This window comes from Sphingobacterium prati (genome assembly GCF_013167215.1).
GTDB classification, from domain to species: domain Bacteria; phylum Bacteroidota; class Bacteroidia; order Sphingobacteriales; family Sphingobacteriaceae; genus Sphingobacterium; species Sphingobacterium prati.
The window spans coordinates 1-17,984 of sequence record NZ_JABJWY010000027.1 but is presented as its reverse complement, the minus strand read 5'-3'; the positions used below and the strand labels follow the sequence as shown (position 1 = coordinate 17,984).

General features: G+C 46.0%; 19 protein-coding genes. 15 read left to right on the top strand and 4 right to left on the bottom strand.

Annotated elements, in window-relative coordinates; all coding sequences use genetic code 11:
- Nucleotides 1-7: 7 nt before the first annotated feature.
- From HPC41_RS07905 to HPC41_RS07870, 8 genes are all read left to right on the top strand, one after another.
- Nucleotides 8-1,465 (top strand): RagB/SusD family nutrient uptake outer membrane protein, encoded by a 1,458-nt coding sequence (locus tag HPC41_RS07905; RefSeq protein WP_172393501.1) that lies wholly within the window; start codon nucleotides 8-10, stop codon nucleotides 1,463-1,465.
- A gap of 68 nt (nucleotides 1,466-1,533) precedes the next feature.
- Complete coding sequence (locus HPC41_RS07900) at nucleotides 1,534-2,214, top strand: FadR/GntR family transcriptional regulator (RefSeq protein WP_172393500.1); 681 nt, start codon at nucleotides 1,534-1,536, stop codon at nucleotides 2,212-2,214.
- A 52-nt stretch (nucleotides 2,215-2,266) separates the two neighbouring features.
- Nucleotides 2,267-3,910 (top strand): sialidase family protein, encoded by a 1,644-nt coding sequence (locus HPC41_RS07895; protein ID WP_216660702.1) that lies wholly within the window; start codon nucleotides 2,267-2,269, stop codon nucleotides 3,908-3,910.
- 21 nt (nucleotides 3,911-3,931) lie between these two features.
- Nucleotides 3,932-4,855, top strand: coding sequence for a dihydrodipicolinate synthase family protein (locus HPC41_RS07890; protein WP_172393499.1), 924 nt, complete (start codon nucleotides 3,932-3,934; stop codon nucleotides 4,853-4,855).
- Nucleotides 4,836-5,933 (top strand): galactose oxidase, encoded by a 1,098-nt coding sequence (locus HPC41_RS07885; RefSeq protein ID WP_172393498.1) that lies wholly within the window; start codon nucleotides 4,836-4,838, stop codon nucleotides 5,931-5,933. Before HPC41_RS07890 ends, HPC41_RS07885 begins: the two co-directional genes overlap by 20 nt.
- 96 nt (nucleotides 5,934-6,029) lie before the next feature.
- Complete coding sequence (locus HPC41_RS07880; protein WP_172393497.1) at nucleotides 6,030-7,262, top strand: MFS transporter; 1,233 nt, start codon at nucleotides 6,030-6,032, stop codon at nucleotides 7,260-7,262.
- A gap of 105 nt (nucleotides 7,263-7,367) precedes the next feature.
- A complete protein-coding gene (locus HPC41_RS07875) occupies nucleotides 7,368-8,780 on the top strand; it encodes a sialate O-acetylesterase (protein WP_246250476.1) in 1,413 nt (470 codons plus the stop codon).
- A 218-nt stretch (nucleotides 8,781-8,998) separates the two neighbouring features.
- Nucleotides 8,999-9,358: a FliH/SctL family protein gene (locus HPC41_RS07870; RefSeq protein WP_172393496.1), complete on the top strand. Its 360-nt coding sequence runs from the start codon at nucleotides 8,999-9,001 to the stop codon at nucleotides 9,356-9,358.
- 74 nt (nucleotides 9,359-9,432) lie between these two features.
- Here the strand turns inward: HPC41_RS07870 and HPC41_RS07865 are convergent, their stop codons facing one another.
- The 3 genes from HPC41_RS07865 to HPC41_RS07855 all read right to left on the bottom strand — a co-directional run bounded on the left by HPC41_RS07865 (nucleotide 9,433) and on the right by HPC41_RS07855 (nucleotide 12,218).
- The gene (locus tag HPC41_RS07865) at nucleotides 9,433-10,245 is read right to left on the bottom strand and encodes a helix-turn-helix domain-containing protein (RefSeq protein ID WP_172393495.1); all 813 of its coding nucleotides are present in this window, start codon (nucleotides 10,243-10,245) and stop codon (nucleotides 9,433-9,435) included.
- A 124-nt stretch (nucleotides 10,246-10,369) separates the two neighbouring features.
- The gene (locus HPC41_RS07860) at nucleotides 10,370-11,362 is read right to left on the bottom strand and encodes an SDR family NAD(P)-dependent oxidoreductase (RefSeq protein WP_172393494.1); all 993 of its coding nucleotides are present in this window, start codon (nucleotides 11,360-11,362) and stop codon (nucleotides 10,370-10,372) included.
- 289 nt (nucleotides 11,363-11,651) lie between these two features.
- Nucleotides 11,652-12,218 carry a hypothetical protein gene (locus HPC41_RS07855; protein ID WP_172393493.1) on the bottom strand — a complete coding sequence of 189 codons (567 nt, stop codon included), beginning with the start codon at nucleotides 12,216-12,218 and terminating at the stop codon, nucleotides 11,652-11,654.
- A gap of 250 nt (nucleotides 12,219-12,468) precedes the next feature.
- On the opposite strand from HPC41_RS07855, the gene HPC41_RS07850 reads away from it, so the two are divergent.
- The 5 genes from HPC41_RS07850 to HPC41_RS07830 all read left to right on the top strand — a co-directional run bounded on the left by HPC41_RS07850 (nucleotide 12,469) and on the right by HPC41_RS07830 (nucleotide 16,561).
- Nucleotides 12,469-13,044 carry a Crp/Fnr family transcriptional regulator gene (locus HPC41_RS07850; RefSeq protein ID WP_172393492.1) on the top strand — a complete coding sequence of 192 codons (576 nt, stop codon included), beginning with the start codon at nucleotides 12,469-12,471 and terminating at the stop codon, nucleotides 13,042-13,044.
- Nucleotides 13,045-13,109: 65 nt separating this feature from the next.
- Entirely contained in the window at nucleotides 13,110-13,553 is a 444-nt protein-coding gene (locus HPC41_RS07845) for a carboxymuconolactone decarboxylase family protein (RefSeq protein ID WP_172393491.1), read from the top strand.
- Between the two features lie 275 nt (nucleotides 13,554-13,828).
- On the top strand, nucleotides 13,829-14,740 hold the full coding sequence (locus HPC41_RS07840) for an oxidoreductase (protein ID WP_172393490.1): 912 nt from the start codon (nucleotides 13,829-13,831) through the stop codon (nucleotides 14,738-14,740).
- 13 nt (nucleotides 14,741-14,753) lie between these two features.
- Nucleotides 14,754-15,728: an SDR family oxidoreductase gene (locus HPC41_RS07835; RefSeq protein WP_172393489.1), complete on the top strand. Its 975-nt coding sequence runs from the start codon at nucleotides 14,754-14,756 to the stop codon at nucleotides 15,726-15,728.
- 29 nt (nucleotides 15,729-15,757) lie between these two features.
- Nucleotides 15,758-16,561: a helix-turn-helix domain-containing protein gene (locus HPC41_RS07830; protein ID WP_172393488.1), complete on the top strand. Its 804-nt coding sequence runs from the start codon at nucleotides 15,758-15,760 to the stop codon at nucleotides 16,559-16,561.
- A gap of 254 nt (nucleotides 16,562-16,815) precedes the next feature.
- On the opposite strand, the gene HPC41_RS07825 is transcribed toward HPC41_RS07830, so the two are convergent.
- Nucleotides 16,816-17,154, bottom strand: coding sequence for a winged helix-turn-helix transcriptional regulator (locus tag HPC41_RS07825; protein ID WP_121123283.1), 339 nt, complete (start codon nucleotides 17,152-17,154; stop codon nucleotides 16,816-16,818).
- Between the two features lie 104 nt (nucleotides 17,155-17,258).
- Here HPC41_RS07825 and HPC41_RS25565 point away from each other — a divergent pair, with 104 nt between their 5' ends.
- Nucleotides 17,259-17,585, top strand: a complete 327-nt coding sequence (locus tag HPC41_RS25565) for an SDR family NAD(P)-dependent oxidoreductase (protein ID WP_216660701.1) — start codon at nucleotides 17,259-17,261, stop codon at nucleotides 17,583-17,585.
- A 43-nt stretch (nucleotides 17,586-17,628) separates the two neighbouring features.
- Nucleotides 17,629-17,984: SDR family oxidoreductase (locus HPC41_RS25560; RefSeq protein ID WP_281358797.1), on the top strand; the 356-nt coding region annotated here is incomplete at its 3' end.

The following is a 17,984-nucleotide window of genomic DNA, read 5'->3' as shown; positions in this document are numbered from 1 at the left end:
AACGAAAATGAAGACAAAAAGAATTTTATACGGATCAATATTATTCCTGGGCCTCTTATCCGGAACCGCTTGTTCGGATAAACTGGATGCCGATCTGAAAGCTGCAATCAATGCCAACTCCATGTGGAAGGATGAGAGCGATGCTCAGGCAGCCGTAACAGGTGCCTACGTGCGTATGCGCAGTACCTTTGCCACGGCTTATATCTTCTGGGGCGAATACCGCACAGGCTATTGGGGCGCCGGACTTGAAACCAATGCAACCTACAGCACGGCATTCTTAAACCAGCTGAACAGTACACATGCCCATGCAAACTGGAATAATTTATATACCACCATTAACGACTGCAACCTGATCTTGAAACATCTGCCGGAAATCAGTTTTTCCACGGTGGAAAAAAAGAATGAATACCTCGCGCAGGCGTATTTTATCCGTGCGTTCTGTTATTATTGGATCGCCCGCATCTGGGGCGATGCACCGGTGCTGACCGCCGGTTTTGAATCACCCAATCAGGAGGATCTTTATCCATCACGTCAGCCTGTACAGGCAGTTTTCCAATTGGTCAAAGAGGATCTCGATCGGGCGGAGGAACTGATGCCGGCTACCGCCACAAAAGCACAGTATGGTAATCTGGATGCAATCCGTTTACTCAAAACAGACTATTACCTCTGGATGGCCAAACGGCAGAATGGTGGCGCAGCGGCACTGAATATGGCGAAACAGTGCGTGGATAAGGTGTTAACGGGAAAGCACGCCCTGATGCAGAAATTCCCGGATATCTTTGCTACGGAATTGAATCCCGAAGTGATCTTTTGCTGGCGCCTGACACAGGATGAATTTACGGGTGGCTATCCCGCGGATTTTCTGGTGCCTATCCAATATGTTTCGCCTGGCCTGGTTGAAAATCCCATTAAAGTGGGTTCACATCAGCAGTGGATATTTCTGACGAACAGTTACAAGGCATTTTTGACGGAAAATACGGCCGACACCCGCGCAAAGGTCAGTTTTGATACGGCTTTCGACAAAGGTAAAAACCTGACTTTCCAATGGATCAATAAATATGCTGGGAAATGGGAGAATGCCACCCGTATCTTTGATGCTGACCTAATTGTCTACCGGTATGCGGATGCCCTTCTGTTCAGTGCCGAAATCGAAAATGCACTGGGGAACGGGCAGACTGCCATCCAGCAGTTGAACAAGATCGCAAAACGGGCGTATGGAACGGATAATTTTTATGCAGCCGGACTTCCGACCAATGACATCAATACCGCCATACTCAGTGAACGGAAACGGGAATTCGTGGCCGAAGGTAAACTCTGGTGGGACCTGATCCGTCTCGGCGTGGTGTTTAATGAAGTCGAGAGCCTAAAAAATCAACAGTCCAAAACAAACATCCTGTTATGGCCGGTTCACGATAGCTCGATCAACACGAATCCCAATATTAAACAGACCGAGGGCTACAATTAGGGCGCTTGGATTGCTATTCTTTTTTTGTTAATTTGTAGAACATAATAAATGATTTATTTGCTTATAATATGATCAATGACCTTACCCCAATAGCGACCAGTACCCGCGCTGATATAGTCGAAATACGCATAAGAGAATATCTTTCCAGCAAGAAATTAAAAGCAGGGGATACCCTCCCAACAGAACTGGAACTCGCGGAGGCGCTCGATGTGAGCCGCAATGTACTGCGGGAAGCCCTGAGCCGCCTGCGCATGCTGGGCCTGATCGAAACCAAAAAGAAACGCGGCATGGTGCTGTCCGCACCGGATATCCTGGGTTCCTTTGAACGGGTACTGAATCCGCAGCTGATGGACGAAAATACGATGAAGGACATTTTTGAACTGCGCCTGCTCCTGGAACTGGGGATGGCTGACCTGCTGTACCTGCGCAAGACGGATAAAGATATCGCCGAACTGGAACGCATTGTGAAAAAGGACAAAAATGCCGACGCTGAAGAGTTCAGAATTAGTCAGGAAATTGCATTTCACGGTAAGCTGTATGAAATTACTGGCAATACTACCCTGAAACGTTTCCAGACGATGCTGATGCCGATCTTTGGTTTTGTGTTGAACAAAAGCCACCATAGCATCAAATCTGAGGTCTCTCACAGCGATCTGGTGCAGATACTCAAAACCGGTGACCGCGATGCGTTTTCAAAGGCCATGCAGGAACATTTGCGCCCACACCTTGAATTTCTTGGGGAACGCTAGCCGCTTCCCAATATTTTTTTATACTATAATGTAGTACATAAGTACCTAAAAGATGATAATGATAACCAAAATACACTACAGCTTGCTCGCCCTTTTCAGTTTACTGACAGCGACCTCTGTAGCCCAGGTAAAGATTGCCGAACGGCATTATACCTTGCCTGTATTGGCAGATCAACCGATAAATGTCCTCAAACGGCTGGAATTTGTGGCAGACAAACAGCAACGTGTCGATGCGGAACTTAGGATCAGGGTCGATGCACTGGGTGCGGAGCAAATCGATAGCCTGAGCTGCTGGTTTGCCGGCACGGACTCGACGCTTATTGAAAACGGAAAACCCGGCGCAAAGCAGCTGCTGATCGCTCAGAAATGGAAAGGAAAAACAGGAAAAATTGAAATTCCGCTAACCCTGGAGAAGGGCGTCAACTACCTTTGGGTGACGGCCAAAGTACGTCCTTTTAAACAGTTGAACCGAACTTTTCAAGTGGCCATAACTGGTGTTTCACTCGCGGGCTTGGCATCTAAATCGCTGCTTTCGGGCAAATTCAGCAACTATAGACCTGCAATCGCTGTTCACCGTCAGGGTGCTCGAGCTGTGCATACAGCCCGTATCCCGGGAATAATTACGGCCAAAGACGGCAGTCTGGTCGCGGTATACGATGCCCGCAGGGAGCTGGGCCGGGACCTGCAAGGCGACATCGATATCGGCGTATCGCGCAGCCTAGATGGTGGCCGCAGCTGGCTGCCGATGGAGACCGCGATCGATATGGGTGTCTATGGTGGCCTGCCACAAAAATTCAACGGCGTTTCGGATGCAAATATCCTGCTCGACGAGCGAACGGGAACAATCTATATTGCCGGACTCTGGATGTATGGTGTGCTGGATGAAACGGGCACCTGGTATCCCGGGATCAAAGATGGCCGCGAAATCCATAACCATCAATGGAAAAACAAAGGCTCACAGCCTGGCTTTGATCTCAAACAGACATCTCAGTTTCTACTGGTGAAAAGCGAAGACAATGGCCGCACATGGTCCAAACCAGTTAACCTGACTCATTTAAAACAGGCGGACTGGTGGCTCTGGGCACCTGCACCTGGCCATGGCATTACCCTGCAGGACGGCACGTTGCTAATGCCGAGCCAAGGACGCGACCATACCGGCAAAGCTTTTTCCAATATCACCTACAGCAAAGACGGTGGTACAACCTGGAAAACATCCAATCCGGCCCTGGCAGAATCCACAACGGAATGCATGGCCGTCCAACTGGGTAATGGAGAGATCATGTTAAATATGCGGTCAAACTACAATGCTACCCACAAGGGGGATGACAATGGCCGCGCAATTGCCGTAACGAAGGACCTGGGTGAAACCTGGACCGAACACCCCAGTTCGCATAAAGCGCTGATTGAACCGACCTGCATGGCCAGTATCCACAGGCATGTCTATCAGTCCGGAAAGGACAGCAGTTCGCTGCTGGTATTCTGCAATCCCGATTCAAAATTTGTCCGTTCACATATTACCTTAAAAACCAGTAAGGATAATGGCGACTCCTGGCAGCCCAAGGTTTTGCTTGACGAAGGCAAGGGTCGGGGTTATTCCTGCATCACTTCGGTGGACGAGCATACGCTTGGCGTGCTCTATGAAAGTAGCCAGGCAGATCTGATCTTTCAGCAGATACCAGTAAAAGAATTGTTATAACCGCAACTATTGCAAAAAATAATGGAAAAAAAACATAAAATAAAAGGCTTGATCGCCGCGGCATTTGCCAACTATGATCCTACCGGAAATATTGACCTGGACGCTATTCCGGCCATGACGGAGCACCTTGTCAGCCAGGGGCTGCGGGGGATATTTATCTGCGGGACCAATGGTGAGGGACCGAGCCTTTCGACGGCGGAACGCATGGCAGTCGCCGAACGTTATATCAAGGCCATTGACGGCCGGATCCTTTCTTTTGTCCATGTGGGGCATAGCTCCATTGCCGAAGCCAAGCGCCTTGCAGCGCATGCCGAAAGCATCGGTGCGGATTATATTTCAGCAGTCTCGGCGTTTTATTTTAAGCCTTCATCCGTAGAAAATCTGGTCGACGCCATGGCCGCCATTGCGGCCGCGGCCCCTCATACGCCATTCTACTATTACCATATTCCGGCTGTCACGGGGCTACAGATCGATATGCTCCGCTTTCTTGCCCTGGCGGAAGAGAAAATTCCGACCTTTCAGGGAGTCAAATATACGGCGGCGACCTTGCACGAATACCAGGCCTGCCTACAATACAAGGAGGGCAAATACGATATCCTGTTTGGCTACGATGAACTGCTGTTGCCGGCACTGGCGGTGGGAGCCACTGGCGCCATTGGCAGTACCTACAATTACGCTGCTCCGCTGTATCTGGAGGTAATCCGCCGTTTTAACGCAGGTGATCACGAAGGCGCCCGAAATTTACACTTTGAAGCCGTGCAGATGGTGCAGCTGCTGGTAAAATATGGGCCTATCCCGGTGCAGCGCGCTATTATGAAAAAAATTGGATTAGATCTGGGGCAGCCGCGGCTACCATTGACGCTGTTGGATGAAGTCAATGAACAGCTGCTGCTGGCCGAATTGGAACAGTCGAAATTCTTGGATCATGTGGCCTTATATCAGTAAACTTCTTTTATTTTCTTTATTATTTATGGGATATCGAGATGGAATAGCACAGGTGCTGAGCGATCGGATGGTCTGGGACACAAGCGGGCAGGTCGCTGATCCGATGGGTTATGCCGGTGCCTATGTCGGCCAGGCAGGGGGTCGCGTGTACGCCTTGGGCGGGGCCAACTTTCCTTCGGGAATTCCGCCCTGGAAGGGTGGCCAGAAGGTCTGGTCGGACCGAATTTTTGTGATCGAGGAAGACGGATCCTCACATGCGGCTTCGTTTCGTTTACCTCAGGCGATGGGCTACGGCGCCTATGCTTCGTATCTGGACTGTATCTATATTGCTGGTGGCAGCGATCAGTCGGGGCATCTACAGACCACCTATCGCCTGGAGGTTTCGGCAGATAGCGGCAGGTTCACCGGTCTGCCGGATCTTCCGGCTCCAATTGCCAACTGTGCCTCGGTCCGGATCCAAAATTATTGGTATATCCTGGGTGGCATAAATAGCCCCGATGCCTTGACGGCAAACAATAACTGCTGGCGACTGGACCTGGATCACCCCGAAAAAGGCTGGACGGTGTTGACCGCCATCCCCGGTCAAGGCCGCATGCTTGCCGTGGCCGGAAATGCCGATGGGGAGCTAATTGTGCTGTCGGGTGTAACACTGATCAATGGCAAACGGAAGTATCTGAAAGATGCCTATCTGCTAACGGCAGATGGAACTTGGCAGCAGCTGCCGGCCCTTAGTCATGCTGTCGCGGCGGCACCCAGTCCCGCCGCCTTTGACGTCAAATTGGGACAGCTCCTAATTTTCGGCGGTGATGACGGCACATTGGCTGCGGCAAGCCCTGTGGGGCATCCCGGCTTCTCGGATCGGATCCTGGCATATGATATCCAGCTGCGCACATGGGTGGATGCCGGTCAGCTTCCTTTCCGCAACAACAGCGGTCGAGCGGAGCGTCTGGCAATAGCAGTATTACCCCCGGTGACGACGGGTCTGGTACAATCGGATGATAAAATCGTTATCCCAATGGGTGAAGTGCGGCCCGGTGTGCGGACCAACCGGATATTAACGGCCCGTTTTAAACCTTAATGTACTAAAGTAGCTCGCTTAATACGTTAGTAGCGTATCACGCTTAAGAATGTACTAGCGTATCGCGGTTAACAAAACTTGAATAAACCCAAAATAATGATAAACACGACAACAAAACGTTATGCTTGGCTGATCGTCATCTTGCTGTGGGTGGTCGCCTTTTTAAACTATTTTGACCGCCTGCTGATGACTTCGATGCGGGATCCGATTCTCAGTGAATTTAAGTTGAACGATGCACAGTTCGGCTTGCTCACCGCCGTCTTTTTATGGTGTTATGGCATTGTGAGTCCCTTTGGCGGCTATATGGCTGATCGCTACTCCCGCAAGAAAGTGATTCTTTTCTCGGTATTCGTCTGGTCTGCTGTTACGCTTTGGACAGGTTATGCGCGTTCCTTTCCCGAGTTGTTACTGACAAGGGTGTTGATGGGTGTCAGTGAGGCTTGCTATATTCCTGCCGCCCTGGCACTGATCAGCGATTACCATAGCGGCCGTACACGTTCCCTGGCTACGGGGCTGCATATGTGCGGACTGTATACTGGAATGGCCATGGGCGGTCTGGGGGGATATATCGCCGAATATTGGGGCTGGCGCGAGGGATTTCACGTCTTCGGCCTTTTTGGTGTTGTGTACGCACTGCTACTGGTTTATACCTTGCGCGACCGGACTGTTCCCACCGCTCCGAACGAACCGCTACCGGAGCAGGTAGGGAAGGTGCAGCTCAAAGCCATCCTGCATAACTTATTTCGCCTGCCTTCCTTTTATGTCATTATGGTCTATTTTGCGGTGCTGGGCATGGCAAACTGGTTGATCAACGGCTGGCTTCCGACGTTCCTGAAGGAACAGTTCAGCCTGGATCTTGGCCAGGCCGGTATTTCGGCCACGGGTTATATGCAGATCGGGTCTTTTGCCGGTGTCATTGTGGGAGGCCTGTTAGCGGATCGCTGGCAGCGCCGGAATAAACGCGCCCGGCTGTATGTGATCGTCCTGGGCTTTGTGCTGGGTGCCCCCTTTTTGTTTTTTATGGCCTGGACTAATGTTTTTGCCTGGGCAATCCTTGCGATGCTTATTTTCGGACTGGCACGCGGTTTCAATGATGCCAACCTGATGCCGCTCTTGCGGCAGGTGGCCGACAGCCGCTACAGCGCCACGGCCTATGGCTTCCTGAATTTTTTGAGCACCATTGTCGGCGGACTGATGGTGTATGTCGGGGGTGCCCTGAAAGATGCCAATGTAAGCCTGGCAATAACCTATCAGGTCGTAGCAATCGGGCTGCTGCTGGCTGCACTGGCACTGCTGTTGGTGAAAGTTAAAAATGATACGATACAATAAGATCCGGCAAAAAGACCTATCCCAAGGAAAACGAAAATAAACGGGACTTGGCCAGAAATAGCGACGGACTAATTGCGCCAGGCTGGCGCATAAACAAAAAAGAAGATGAAAAAGAAAGTAGGACTTATAATCGCCTGTTGCCTAATACTATGCCAGGCACATGCGCAAAATTTACGGCTGCCGGCATTCTTCTCGGATCATATGGTGCTACAACGGCAGTCTATGGTGAATATCTGGGGTTGGGCCAAAGCCGGACAGCAGGTCAAACTGATTCCATCCTGGTCCAAAGATACCCTATCAGTGGTGGTCAGCGGTGACGCGACCTGGCGCACGCAGCTGGAAACCCCGAAAGCAGGTGGGCCGCACAGCATTAAACTGGTCACTCCGCAGCAGGAGCTGGAACTTAAGGATATCATGATCGGCGAAGTCTGGCTTTGTTCGGGCCAGTCCAACATGCAATGGTCCGGCGCCAATAAGCTGCAGGAGATCCTGGATATCCTCCCAGGCAGCAGCAATCCGAATATCCGCTTGTTACAGGTCAGTAATATCGCTGCCCAAACCCCGCAGCACAATATCTTTGACAGCTGGCAAACATCACGGCCGGAGACCGTCAGGGACTTTTCGGCAATCGGCTATTTCTTTGCGGAAAAACTATCGCGCGAACTCGATGTCCCGGTGGGTATCATCAATGCCAGCTGGGGTGGCACTGCCGCAGAATTCTGGACACCAAAGGAGAAGATCTTAGCTAATGAGCAACTCACGCATTATGCGGCACTACAGAAGCTGGCGCCCCGCAAACCCCATCAGCCGGGGGTACTCTGGAACGGTATGCTGGCTCCATTGGCGGGCTATACGATAGCCGGTTCCCTCTGGTATCAGGGGGAGGATAATACCGTATCATATGCCGGGTATGATCAACTGATTCAGACCATGGTGGGTGCCTGGCGCGAGGCCTGGGGATACCAATTCCCTTTTTATTTTGTACAGATTGCCCCCTTTGTTTACACGCAATATAAAAAGCCTAATGCGGCATTGCTCCGTGAGCAGCAGGCAAGGACCGCCCGAAAACTGCCGCGGTCGGGGATGGTGGTCACCACTGATCTTGTCGATGACCTAAAGAATATCCATCCGACAAGAAAAAAAGCAGTAGCCTCGCGGCTCGCGGATCTGGCCCTGGCCGAGGTCTATGCACGGCCCTTGGTGGATTATAAATCACCGACCTTGCAGGACTATACAATCGAAGGTGACAAGATTATCCTTTCCTTTGCCGGCCTGGACGGCAAGCTGCTTGTCCGTGGAAAAGAAATCATCGATCTGTACATTGCCGGCGAGGACCGCAAATTTTATCCCGCCAAGCATACAGTAAAGGGATCGCGGTTGTTGGTCTTTGCCGATCAGGTAAAGGCACCGACGGCGGTACGTTTTGGTTTTACCAACAGCGCTACACCCAATCTTTTCAATAGCAAAGGCTTACCGGTATCACCGTTCCGTACGGATGACTGGCCTGATTTTGAATAAGAAAGCCCATTTTTTTTGTCACGTTTAAACCTTGCCGGAATATTGAGGGAGGGAAAGTGTTATATTTACTTTTACTAAAAATATTAGTTTTATTAAATTATTTTTGCGATATTTACATGCAACAACCAATTATTGAATCTATGAGCGAGCCAGTTTTATAGATCTATCTGAAGAAGACTATATTTGAAAAATTATTTAAAATAGCGGAATACGCAAAGTTGAATAAGGAGGAACGAGCAATGTATGATGTAAGTCTAAAACGTAAATGGGATGCTGAAGCTGTGCGCCAATATCAGGAGCAACAGCTTAGCGAGGCTATTCAGAAAGGTATCGAAACAGGTATTGAACAAGGAATTGAACAAGGAATTGAGACTGGTATTAAACAAGGTATCGAAACTGGCATTAAGCAAGGAATAGAAAAGGGAATAGAACGAGGTGCTGAGGAGAAAAGCTATATTGTAGTGAAAAATTTGATTAATGAGCTTAAGCTTACCGACGATATTATCGCGCGTGTTGCTGGGGTTTCGCTTGATTTTGTAAAGCAAGTACGAGCTGATCTAGCCAGAGACAGAAAGTAATTATTCCCAATATAGACGAAGACCCTATTCGTAGGCAATTGTATCTTTTGGACCTGCAGAAAGAACGCCTGAAACTAGGATAGGGGATCAACCAAACGACTGGGAGCCAATCCAAACTGCTTTTTGAAAGCAAATGAAAAATGGGAGAGATTTTCAAATCCGACCTCATAACAGACTTCCAAGGGCTTTTTTTTCTTTTCTGTAAGCTGATAATAGGCAAGTTCCAAACGTTTATGGGTTAACCAGCGTTGTGGAGTCATGGTGAAAGCCTTTTTGAAGTCCCGCTTAAAGGTTGTAAGACTTCTGCCTGTGAGGTAACCAAATTTTTCCAGTGGAAGATTGAACATAAAATTCTTTTCCATATAATCGACAAGGTTGATTTTTCCGGGCTCTTCAAAATTAGCAAGCACATGATCGATCTCTTGGTTCAGCGTTCGGAGAATACTGATGGCTTCGGTAATTTTAATGGAGGCAATATCCACAGGGATGTCCTTCATGTCGAAATAGGGGATAAGTGATGCCAGGCAACTTTCCAGGAGCGGGTGATTATTGAAACAAAAAATCTTCGGCGAATTTTTGGGTTGGGGAATTATATTCTTGCCTGCATAGAAATCCGTTAAAGTTTCTAATGATAGATGCATGACAACAGTTTTATGAGGTTCACCCTCTTTAGGATAATTAATAATAGTCGCCAACTGATTTCTGGGAATTAGAAAAATATCCCCTTTTCCAAATATATAGGTAGCATCAGCCTGTACAATCTTGGTTTCTCCGGAAAGAAACCAGACCAGCATATGCTGGTCAAACATGATATCTGATTTGAAAAACTTGTCTTCGAAGCTTGAAAGCTTTATATCTTCGGTAATGTATCGGGCTTGGTATTCCATGATTTTTGCTTTTTTATAAGGGAAATTAATAAAATAAAGGTAAGAAATAATAGCATTTACTTTGTTTAAAAGTTCATTGCGAAATTGGGGCAAAATGCAGATCCTGCCCCAGTAGTAAGCTGATTTACGGATTGAAGCGAATACCCGTCATCTCTTCTGTCAGTTTCCATAGTTTCTTCGCATTGGTTTCATCAAGTGAATAAGGATGTACGCCTTTTTGGTCGGTCATATCTGATGATAGTACTGCAATGTCCCCATCCTCACAATAGACCCCTCCAATATGCTCCAGTAAAGGGCTTGTAGCACACCATACTGTTGTAGCGGCTCCTTGTGGCACCGTCTTTAGCGATGCAGCAACTTCGGGGAGCATGTTACCCTGTGCATCCACAAAACCCATTTTTTGAAATAGTTCCAATGGGGCTTCTCTGCCTAATTCAGTTCCACCAATAGAACCTGGATGAATGGCATAGCTTCTGATATTGGAAGATTGTCCCCGCACATCCAGTTCCATTGAAAAAAGATTGACAGCGGTCTTCGATTGTCCATACCCCTGTAACGTTTCATATGCTCTGTGGAGGAAATGGGGATCATCGAAATTAAAAGGCGCAAAATGATGACCGTGGGAAGAAACATTAATCACGCGTGCTCCATTGGCTTTTTTTAGTGACGGCCATAATCTGGCACTGAGCTGGAATAGAGCTAAATAGTTGGTCGCCAGCTGGGATTCTATACCCCGTGCATCTCTGCGAAGTGGTACCCACATAATACCTGCATTGTTGATCAATAAATGTAAGGGTCTTCCTGACGCGATAAAATTTTCCGCGAAAGCATCAATAGATGTGGGAGACATTAAATCCATTGCGACAATTTCGACATTTCTAATTCCTTCCAGATTCTTCTTTGCCTTTTCAATATCGCGCGCAGGTATGATTACTGTAGCTCCAGCTGCGGCGAGAACTTTTGTGGTTTCCAACCCAATTCCTGTGTTGCCGCCAGTGACAATAGCGATTTTTCCGGTAAGATCGATGTTTTGAATGACATCATTGGCTGTTGATTTTGCATTGAAGCCCGAACCGATAGGCTGTTGTTGAACTCCCTGATAATTATTCTTTTCCATTTTGAATACGTTTAATTGTTATTACTGAGACAAAATTAGGACGGATTAACATGCGCTGTTTTGTTCAAAAGTCCTAATTAACTTTGTTCAAAAGGGCAGGTGATTTTATAACAATACCAGTAGTTCGTTTTTCTTTGTTTTGGTTAGGATAATCCTCATTCTGACAACATAAGGTATATCTATTTAGGAGCAACTTTGCATTAAGATTAATACGGAAAACTATATAGCCCATCTGCTGTAGACCCTTAAATTCGGTTTCGTCAACATGGTGTACCACACTTAATAGGAATTATTCTTGCCGGTAGACCAGGTCTTTGCTGATGCAATGTTCTTCCCAGGGCATTTCTATAAGCCGGCTATGCGCGTTTTGTGGAATGATACTTTTTGATGTCGGCAGGTAAAAATGGGTTTTATTTCCACTTCTTAACGTATCGCGTAAATCGGGGATCTTTTTGAGGGTGCGTTGCAAGGCCGCAAAAAATGCTTTTGCGGATTTGTCAGCTTGCTTCATGATCTGCCGCAGGTGGATGATTTCTCTCGTACGATCAGTTTCATAACCACCACTTCCTGCGATTGTATATTCGGCTACAGGCGAATCGTAGAAGAGACCGGAACTTCTGATAGCCTCCTGATCTGAAAAAGGATAGGTGGACAGAAAAAATCCATAATAATCCGATGATGAAAAGCTTTCCAAAAACGCCGACTGATTTTCCTTGCTATATTTCACATAATTACGCTTGCCTGAACGGCGGTTTATCGTTTCAATATAGGCGTGCGCACGATGTTTTTCCATCGTTTCTCCGCAATACTGAAAAAATAGCTCTGCAGGTATGGCAATCCAAAAGTATTGACCCATTTTCTTTCTTGTATTTAATTTAACTAATATAGGATATTTACACTTCCGTATAATTATTGTAACCAATGGCCAAAGGCTTTTGACCATCCACAACATAAACTTCGTTACAGGTAATGCCTAATTTTTTAATGCCCTGAATGTAGGCAGGCAAGTAAATATACTAAAAGAATCAGACCACGTATGTTAAGGTTATATAACTTATTTTTTACTATCTTAATGGCACTAAAAATGATGAAACAGATTTAAAATAATGCTTGAACAGTTCAAAAAACACCTGGATAAATTTATAAAGGTTTCCGATGATGAATTTGCCGACATTACTGGATATTTTGAGCCCCAGACGCTTAAAAAGAAAGAAAACTTATTGACCGAAGGGCAGATCTGCAAAGCCAGTTATTTTGTACTGGATGGAATTCTGCGAAAGTTTTTTATCAACGAAAAGGGTGTTCAGCAGACGACTGAATTCGCGATTGAAAACTGGTGGATGACAGAGACGTTCTCTTATATAAATCAGACGCCCACAGAGTTTTACATCCAGGCTGTACTGCCGGCAGAAGTCCTGGTCATTCGCCAACATGCCCTCGATGATCTACTGGAAAAGCACCCAGTCATGGAAAAGTATTTTCGCATGGTGTATCAGAAAGCTTATGCCGCTGCACAGATGCGCGTCAAGATGCTTTATGAGCACTCCAGGGAAGAGCTATACCGTCAATTTCTCAAGAATCAACCTGCATTTCTGCAGCGCGTACCTCAATATCTCGTGGCTTCCTATCTGGGTTTTACACCCGAGTATCTCAGCGAAATCCGCAAAAAGAATTTTTCTTAAACCCGTTTAAGTTTTTCCGGCACTCCATTTTCCAAATTTGTAATATCAAATTTAAAAATAAGAAAATGGAAAAACGAATCAACATCAGCACAACGGAACCACAGGCATTCAAAGCAATGTTAGGATTGGAAGGTTATCTGTCAAAAATTGAGATCTCGCAAACGCTTAAAGAACTCGCCAAAATCCGTGCATCACAGATCAACAACTGTGCTTACTGTATTAGCATGCACACCAAGGATGCCATCAAAAACGGTGAAAAACCGGAGCGTATCTTTTTGTTGAGTGCCTGGAGGGAGGCTGCCAAATTTTTCACCGAGGAAGAGCAGATCATACTGGCTATGACAGAGGAAATAACCCTTATCCACCAACATGGATTAAGTGAAGAAACCTACAGCAAGGCATCCCAAATTTTCTCCGAAAGCCAGATCGCTCAGATCATCATGCTCATCGTCACCATCAATGGCTGGAACCGCATTGCTTTGAGTACTCATCTGGAAATTGAAGATTAATACATACGTTTATAGGGAGCTGTGGAAATGGACCAGAAGTATTTCATAAGCTCCCTTTATCGAAAAAATCTTAAATGACACAGGCATGTCAGAACATGGCATCCAAAAATTCGGACAAGGCCCGGTAAAAGTATTGGAGCGGAACGAATTCTGGTACAACATCGCAAACCCTCGGAATATAACGGAAAGGTGAACTCCACAACAAAGGAAATTTGAACTCTACAACAAAACGACATAACAGCAATTCGACGAACTTTGTAAAAAAATTAAAGGTTATGTGGACAAAAAATAACATCCCTGATTTATCGGGGAAAATAGCAATCGTCACCGGATCAAACACCGGTATAGGGTTTGAAACAGCAAAAGCGCTGTATGAAGCAGGTGCACATGTGACCATTGCCGCAAGGGATTTCCAGAAAGGAAAAGATGCTATCCAAAAAATCCAGTCCGAAACGGCTGGGGTGGGAACATTGGACTATGGAATGCTGGACCTCGCAAACATCGGCCTGATTCGGGAATTTGCAGATCACTTTATGCAAAAGCATACAAAACTGGATATGCTCATCAACAATGCCGGAGTGATGGTTCCTCCAGCTGCTAAAACGGATGACGGCTTTGAAATGCAGTTCGGCGTAAACTTTATGGGGCATTTTGCGCTGACAGGATATTTGCTGCCGCTCGTTAAGCAGACCGCCAATGCCCGAGTAGTGACACTTTCCAGTGGGGCGGCTACTTTGGTGGACAGCATTGACTTTGACAACCTCAGACTGGAAAAGAGCTATGATGAATGGCGTGAATATGCCGTAAGCAAGCTGGCAGATATCTTGTTTAGCTACGAGCTGGACCAGAGATTCAAAAATGCCCGTATATCGGCCATTTCTGTGGCGGCGCATCCCGGCGTCACGCGAACCGATTTACAGCGGAATATCCCCGGTGAAAATCTGGAAGGTATGTTTGCTGCATTTGATCAGGTGATGGAGCCCGGGCAGGGTGCACTGCCAAGCCTATTTGCAGCAACAGATCCATCCGTTGAAGGCGGTAAATTCTACGGCCCGGACGGTCCGAAAGAATATGCGGGATATCCGGCCTTGTCCGGCCATCATACAGCAGCCATGAACGATGAAGCGCTTGCCAGAAAACTTTGGGAATATGCCGAAAACACGATACAGTTAACTTATAAATTCTAATACTTGATCTGAAATGAAAAATCAAACAGTTTTAGTAACCGGCGGTACCGGATTTTTGGGCGTAAATATTATTCTTGAATTACTCAAAAAAGGATTTACCGTAAGAACAACACTGCGCACGCTCTCCCGTAAAAACGACATTTTGGATGCCCTTACAGCAGGTGGCATCAGCACTTTTGATCAGCTGTCTTTTTATGAGGCCGATCTGCTCTCCGATAATGGTTGGGATGAAGCAGCACAAGGTTGTGATTATGTCCTTCATGTTGCTTCCCCATTTGTGGCTGAGCAGCCCAAAGACGAAAATGAGCTGATTATCCCCGCAAAAGAAGGTACGTTGAGAGCGTTGAAAGCTGCGAAAAAGGCTGGAGTTAAGCGCGTGGTGCTCACATCCTCTTTTGCTGCAATCGGTTATAGCATCGATCCCAGAAATCATGTTTTTACAGAACTTGACTGGACCGATGAAAACGCACCGGTACAGGCTTATATAAAATCAAAAACAATTGCAGAAAAAGCCGCATGGCAATTTATGGAGGATGCGGCCACAGCTATGGAGTTAACGGTCATCAATCCCGTCGGAATTTTTGGCCCTATGCTCGGCGGCATTTCCTCGGCCTCCCTGGATACGGTGGTCAAGGGAATTATTGATGGGCTGATCACGGAAAATGCGCCCTTCACCTTCGGTGTGGTGGACGTACGCGATATCGCTGATATCCATATCAAGGCGATGCTACATCCCCAAGCTGCCGGACAGCGATTTCTAGCAACATCGGAAGGGGCGATGTCTTTTTATGACGTATCCGAACTGATCAAAAAAGAACGGCCCAAATTGGCCGGAAAAATTGCTTCCATGCAGCCCACTCCAGTCGAAGAGTATACGCAGATGTCCAATAAAAAAGCCGTTGAAACACTGGGCTGGAAGCCCCGCACCAGAGAGGAAGCGATACTTGCAAGTGTGGACAGTTACAATTTCAGTAATCCGCAAAATTAATCTGTAGGGATCAGTATATTTGGTAAACCATGAAAGTTAACAACATCCAATCCTGTCACCTTGGCCCGGAGATCTCTCCCGAGAACTATATACCGGAAAACTATTTTCTATACTTATTGAAGGGCGATATGAAGGCTTATGACGGCGAGAAAAACTACACAATGACACCGGGCGACTATTGTATCGCCCGGAAAAATCATTTGGTACGTTATACGAAATACAAGGACAATGATGCGTTTGAAAAAATCATCATCACCCTGGATGAGGCATTCCTGAAGCGATTTCTTGAACGACATGTGTATGAAATCCAGCCATCAACCATCGGTGACTCCTTTATTTTTATACCGGAAAACAAGCTCATCCAGAATTTTATCATATCACTGGAACCTTACTATACCGGTGATCTTGAGATCAGTGCGGATTTTGTAGACGTAAAGAGGGAGGAGTTATTGATTATTCTATTGAAATCGAATCCTGACCTGATTAACATATTGTTCAATTTCTCATTACCTGATCGGATTAATTTAAAGGAATACATGAACAAAAATTTCAGGTTTAACATCAGCCTGGAAAAGTTTGCATTTTTTACGGGGAGGAGCCTATCGACCTTCAAGCGGGATTTTCAACGCATATTCGGAACGACCCCGGGCATCTGGCTCAAGAAGAAAAGATTGCAGGAAGCTTATTTTCAAATCGCCGAGCAATCCAAGAAACCAAGTGATGTCTATCTCGAAGTAGGTTTTGAAGACCTGTCGCATTTTTCCTACGCGTTCAAGAAAGAATTTGGAAAGACGCCAAATGAGATAGCAAAGCCAGTTTCAAATCGCATTTAATAGCAATTAGCAAAAGTTCAACTAAAAATCCATTTGACTGTGAGGTTAAACCAAAAAAACTATCCTGGGTATTTAATAGCGCAACGGCCATGATACATATTGTTATTGTTCTTTTGTGTATAGGGAATAATAATCTCTGTTTAATTCATGGCCTTACAGGATGACCTATTTCCTTAAAGAACTTTGTAAGCATTTCATATGTACTATCATCAGCGGCTTTTTAGCCGAACAATTGTAGCACAAATAATACGATTCTAAACCTTATCCTCCACAATCATTTTTCGATGTTCTCTACCCCAAATAATCATTTCCGAAATAATATTCCCGAAAGTCCTGCAATATTCAGTGGGTTCATATTCAATTAAAACAGGAATATCGGGATAAACAGTTCGTTTAACCAACTTATTTAACTCCATATCTTTCAGTTCTTTTGAAAGCATTCTTGTCGTAATCCCGGGAATACTTCTTTCAATTTCGCGAAAACGTCGGTTACCGTTGCATAGCGAATTAATGACAGGAATTCGCCACTTTCCTCCAATGAAATAGAGTGTGTCCTGCAACGCTCTAAGTTCTTCTGTCTGATCTCTTTCCATGGTTACAAAGTTAAATGATATAATCAATGATACTGATATACTCTGTTATACTGATAACAAAAGTATACCACTTCCCCTATAACTTTGTAGAAAAAATCAGAGAAATGAATAAGTTCAATAATAAATTAGCCATCGTAACAGGTGGAAACAGCGGAATAGGATATGCAACCGCAAAAGAGTTAATCGCCGAAGGAGCAAAAGTAATTATTACCGGAAGACGAAAAGAAGCCATTGAAAAGGCTGCTGAAGAGTTGGGAGCTATTTCTTTTGTGGCGGATCAAGGGAAATTGGAAGACATCGACAATTTCAAAACCCAAGTTGAAGAGCAATTCGGAAAAGTTGATATTCTGTTTATTAATGCCGGAATCACCGGAACTTTAGGTTCGATCGAAACTATGAGTGCTGAAAACTTCGACAATGTAAGGCATTAATTTCAGAGGAGCTTATTTTACCTTAAGCAAATTTATTCCTCTGTTGAACGATGGTGCTTCAGTGGTGTTCCTTTCATCCAACGTCGCGACAACCTCTAAACCCAATAGTTCGATTTACCAGGCAAGCAAAGCAGCATTAAATTCCATTGCAAAAACCGCTGCTGCAGAATTAGCACCAAGAAAAATCAGAGTAAATTTGGTAAGTCCGGGACCAACAAAAACGGAAATTATGACCAAAGCAGGATTGGACGAAAAAACATTGGAAGGTCTTAATGAATGGTTAATCAGCGGAATCCCACTACAAAAAATGGGGTCTGCGGAAGATGTAGCTAAAGCTGTTATTTATCTCTCAGATAACAATGTGGCAAGTTTCATGACCGGAACGGAAATCCTTATGGA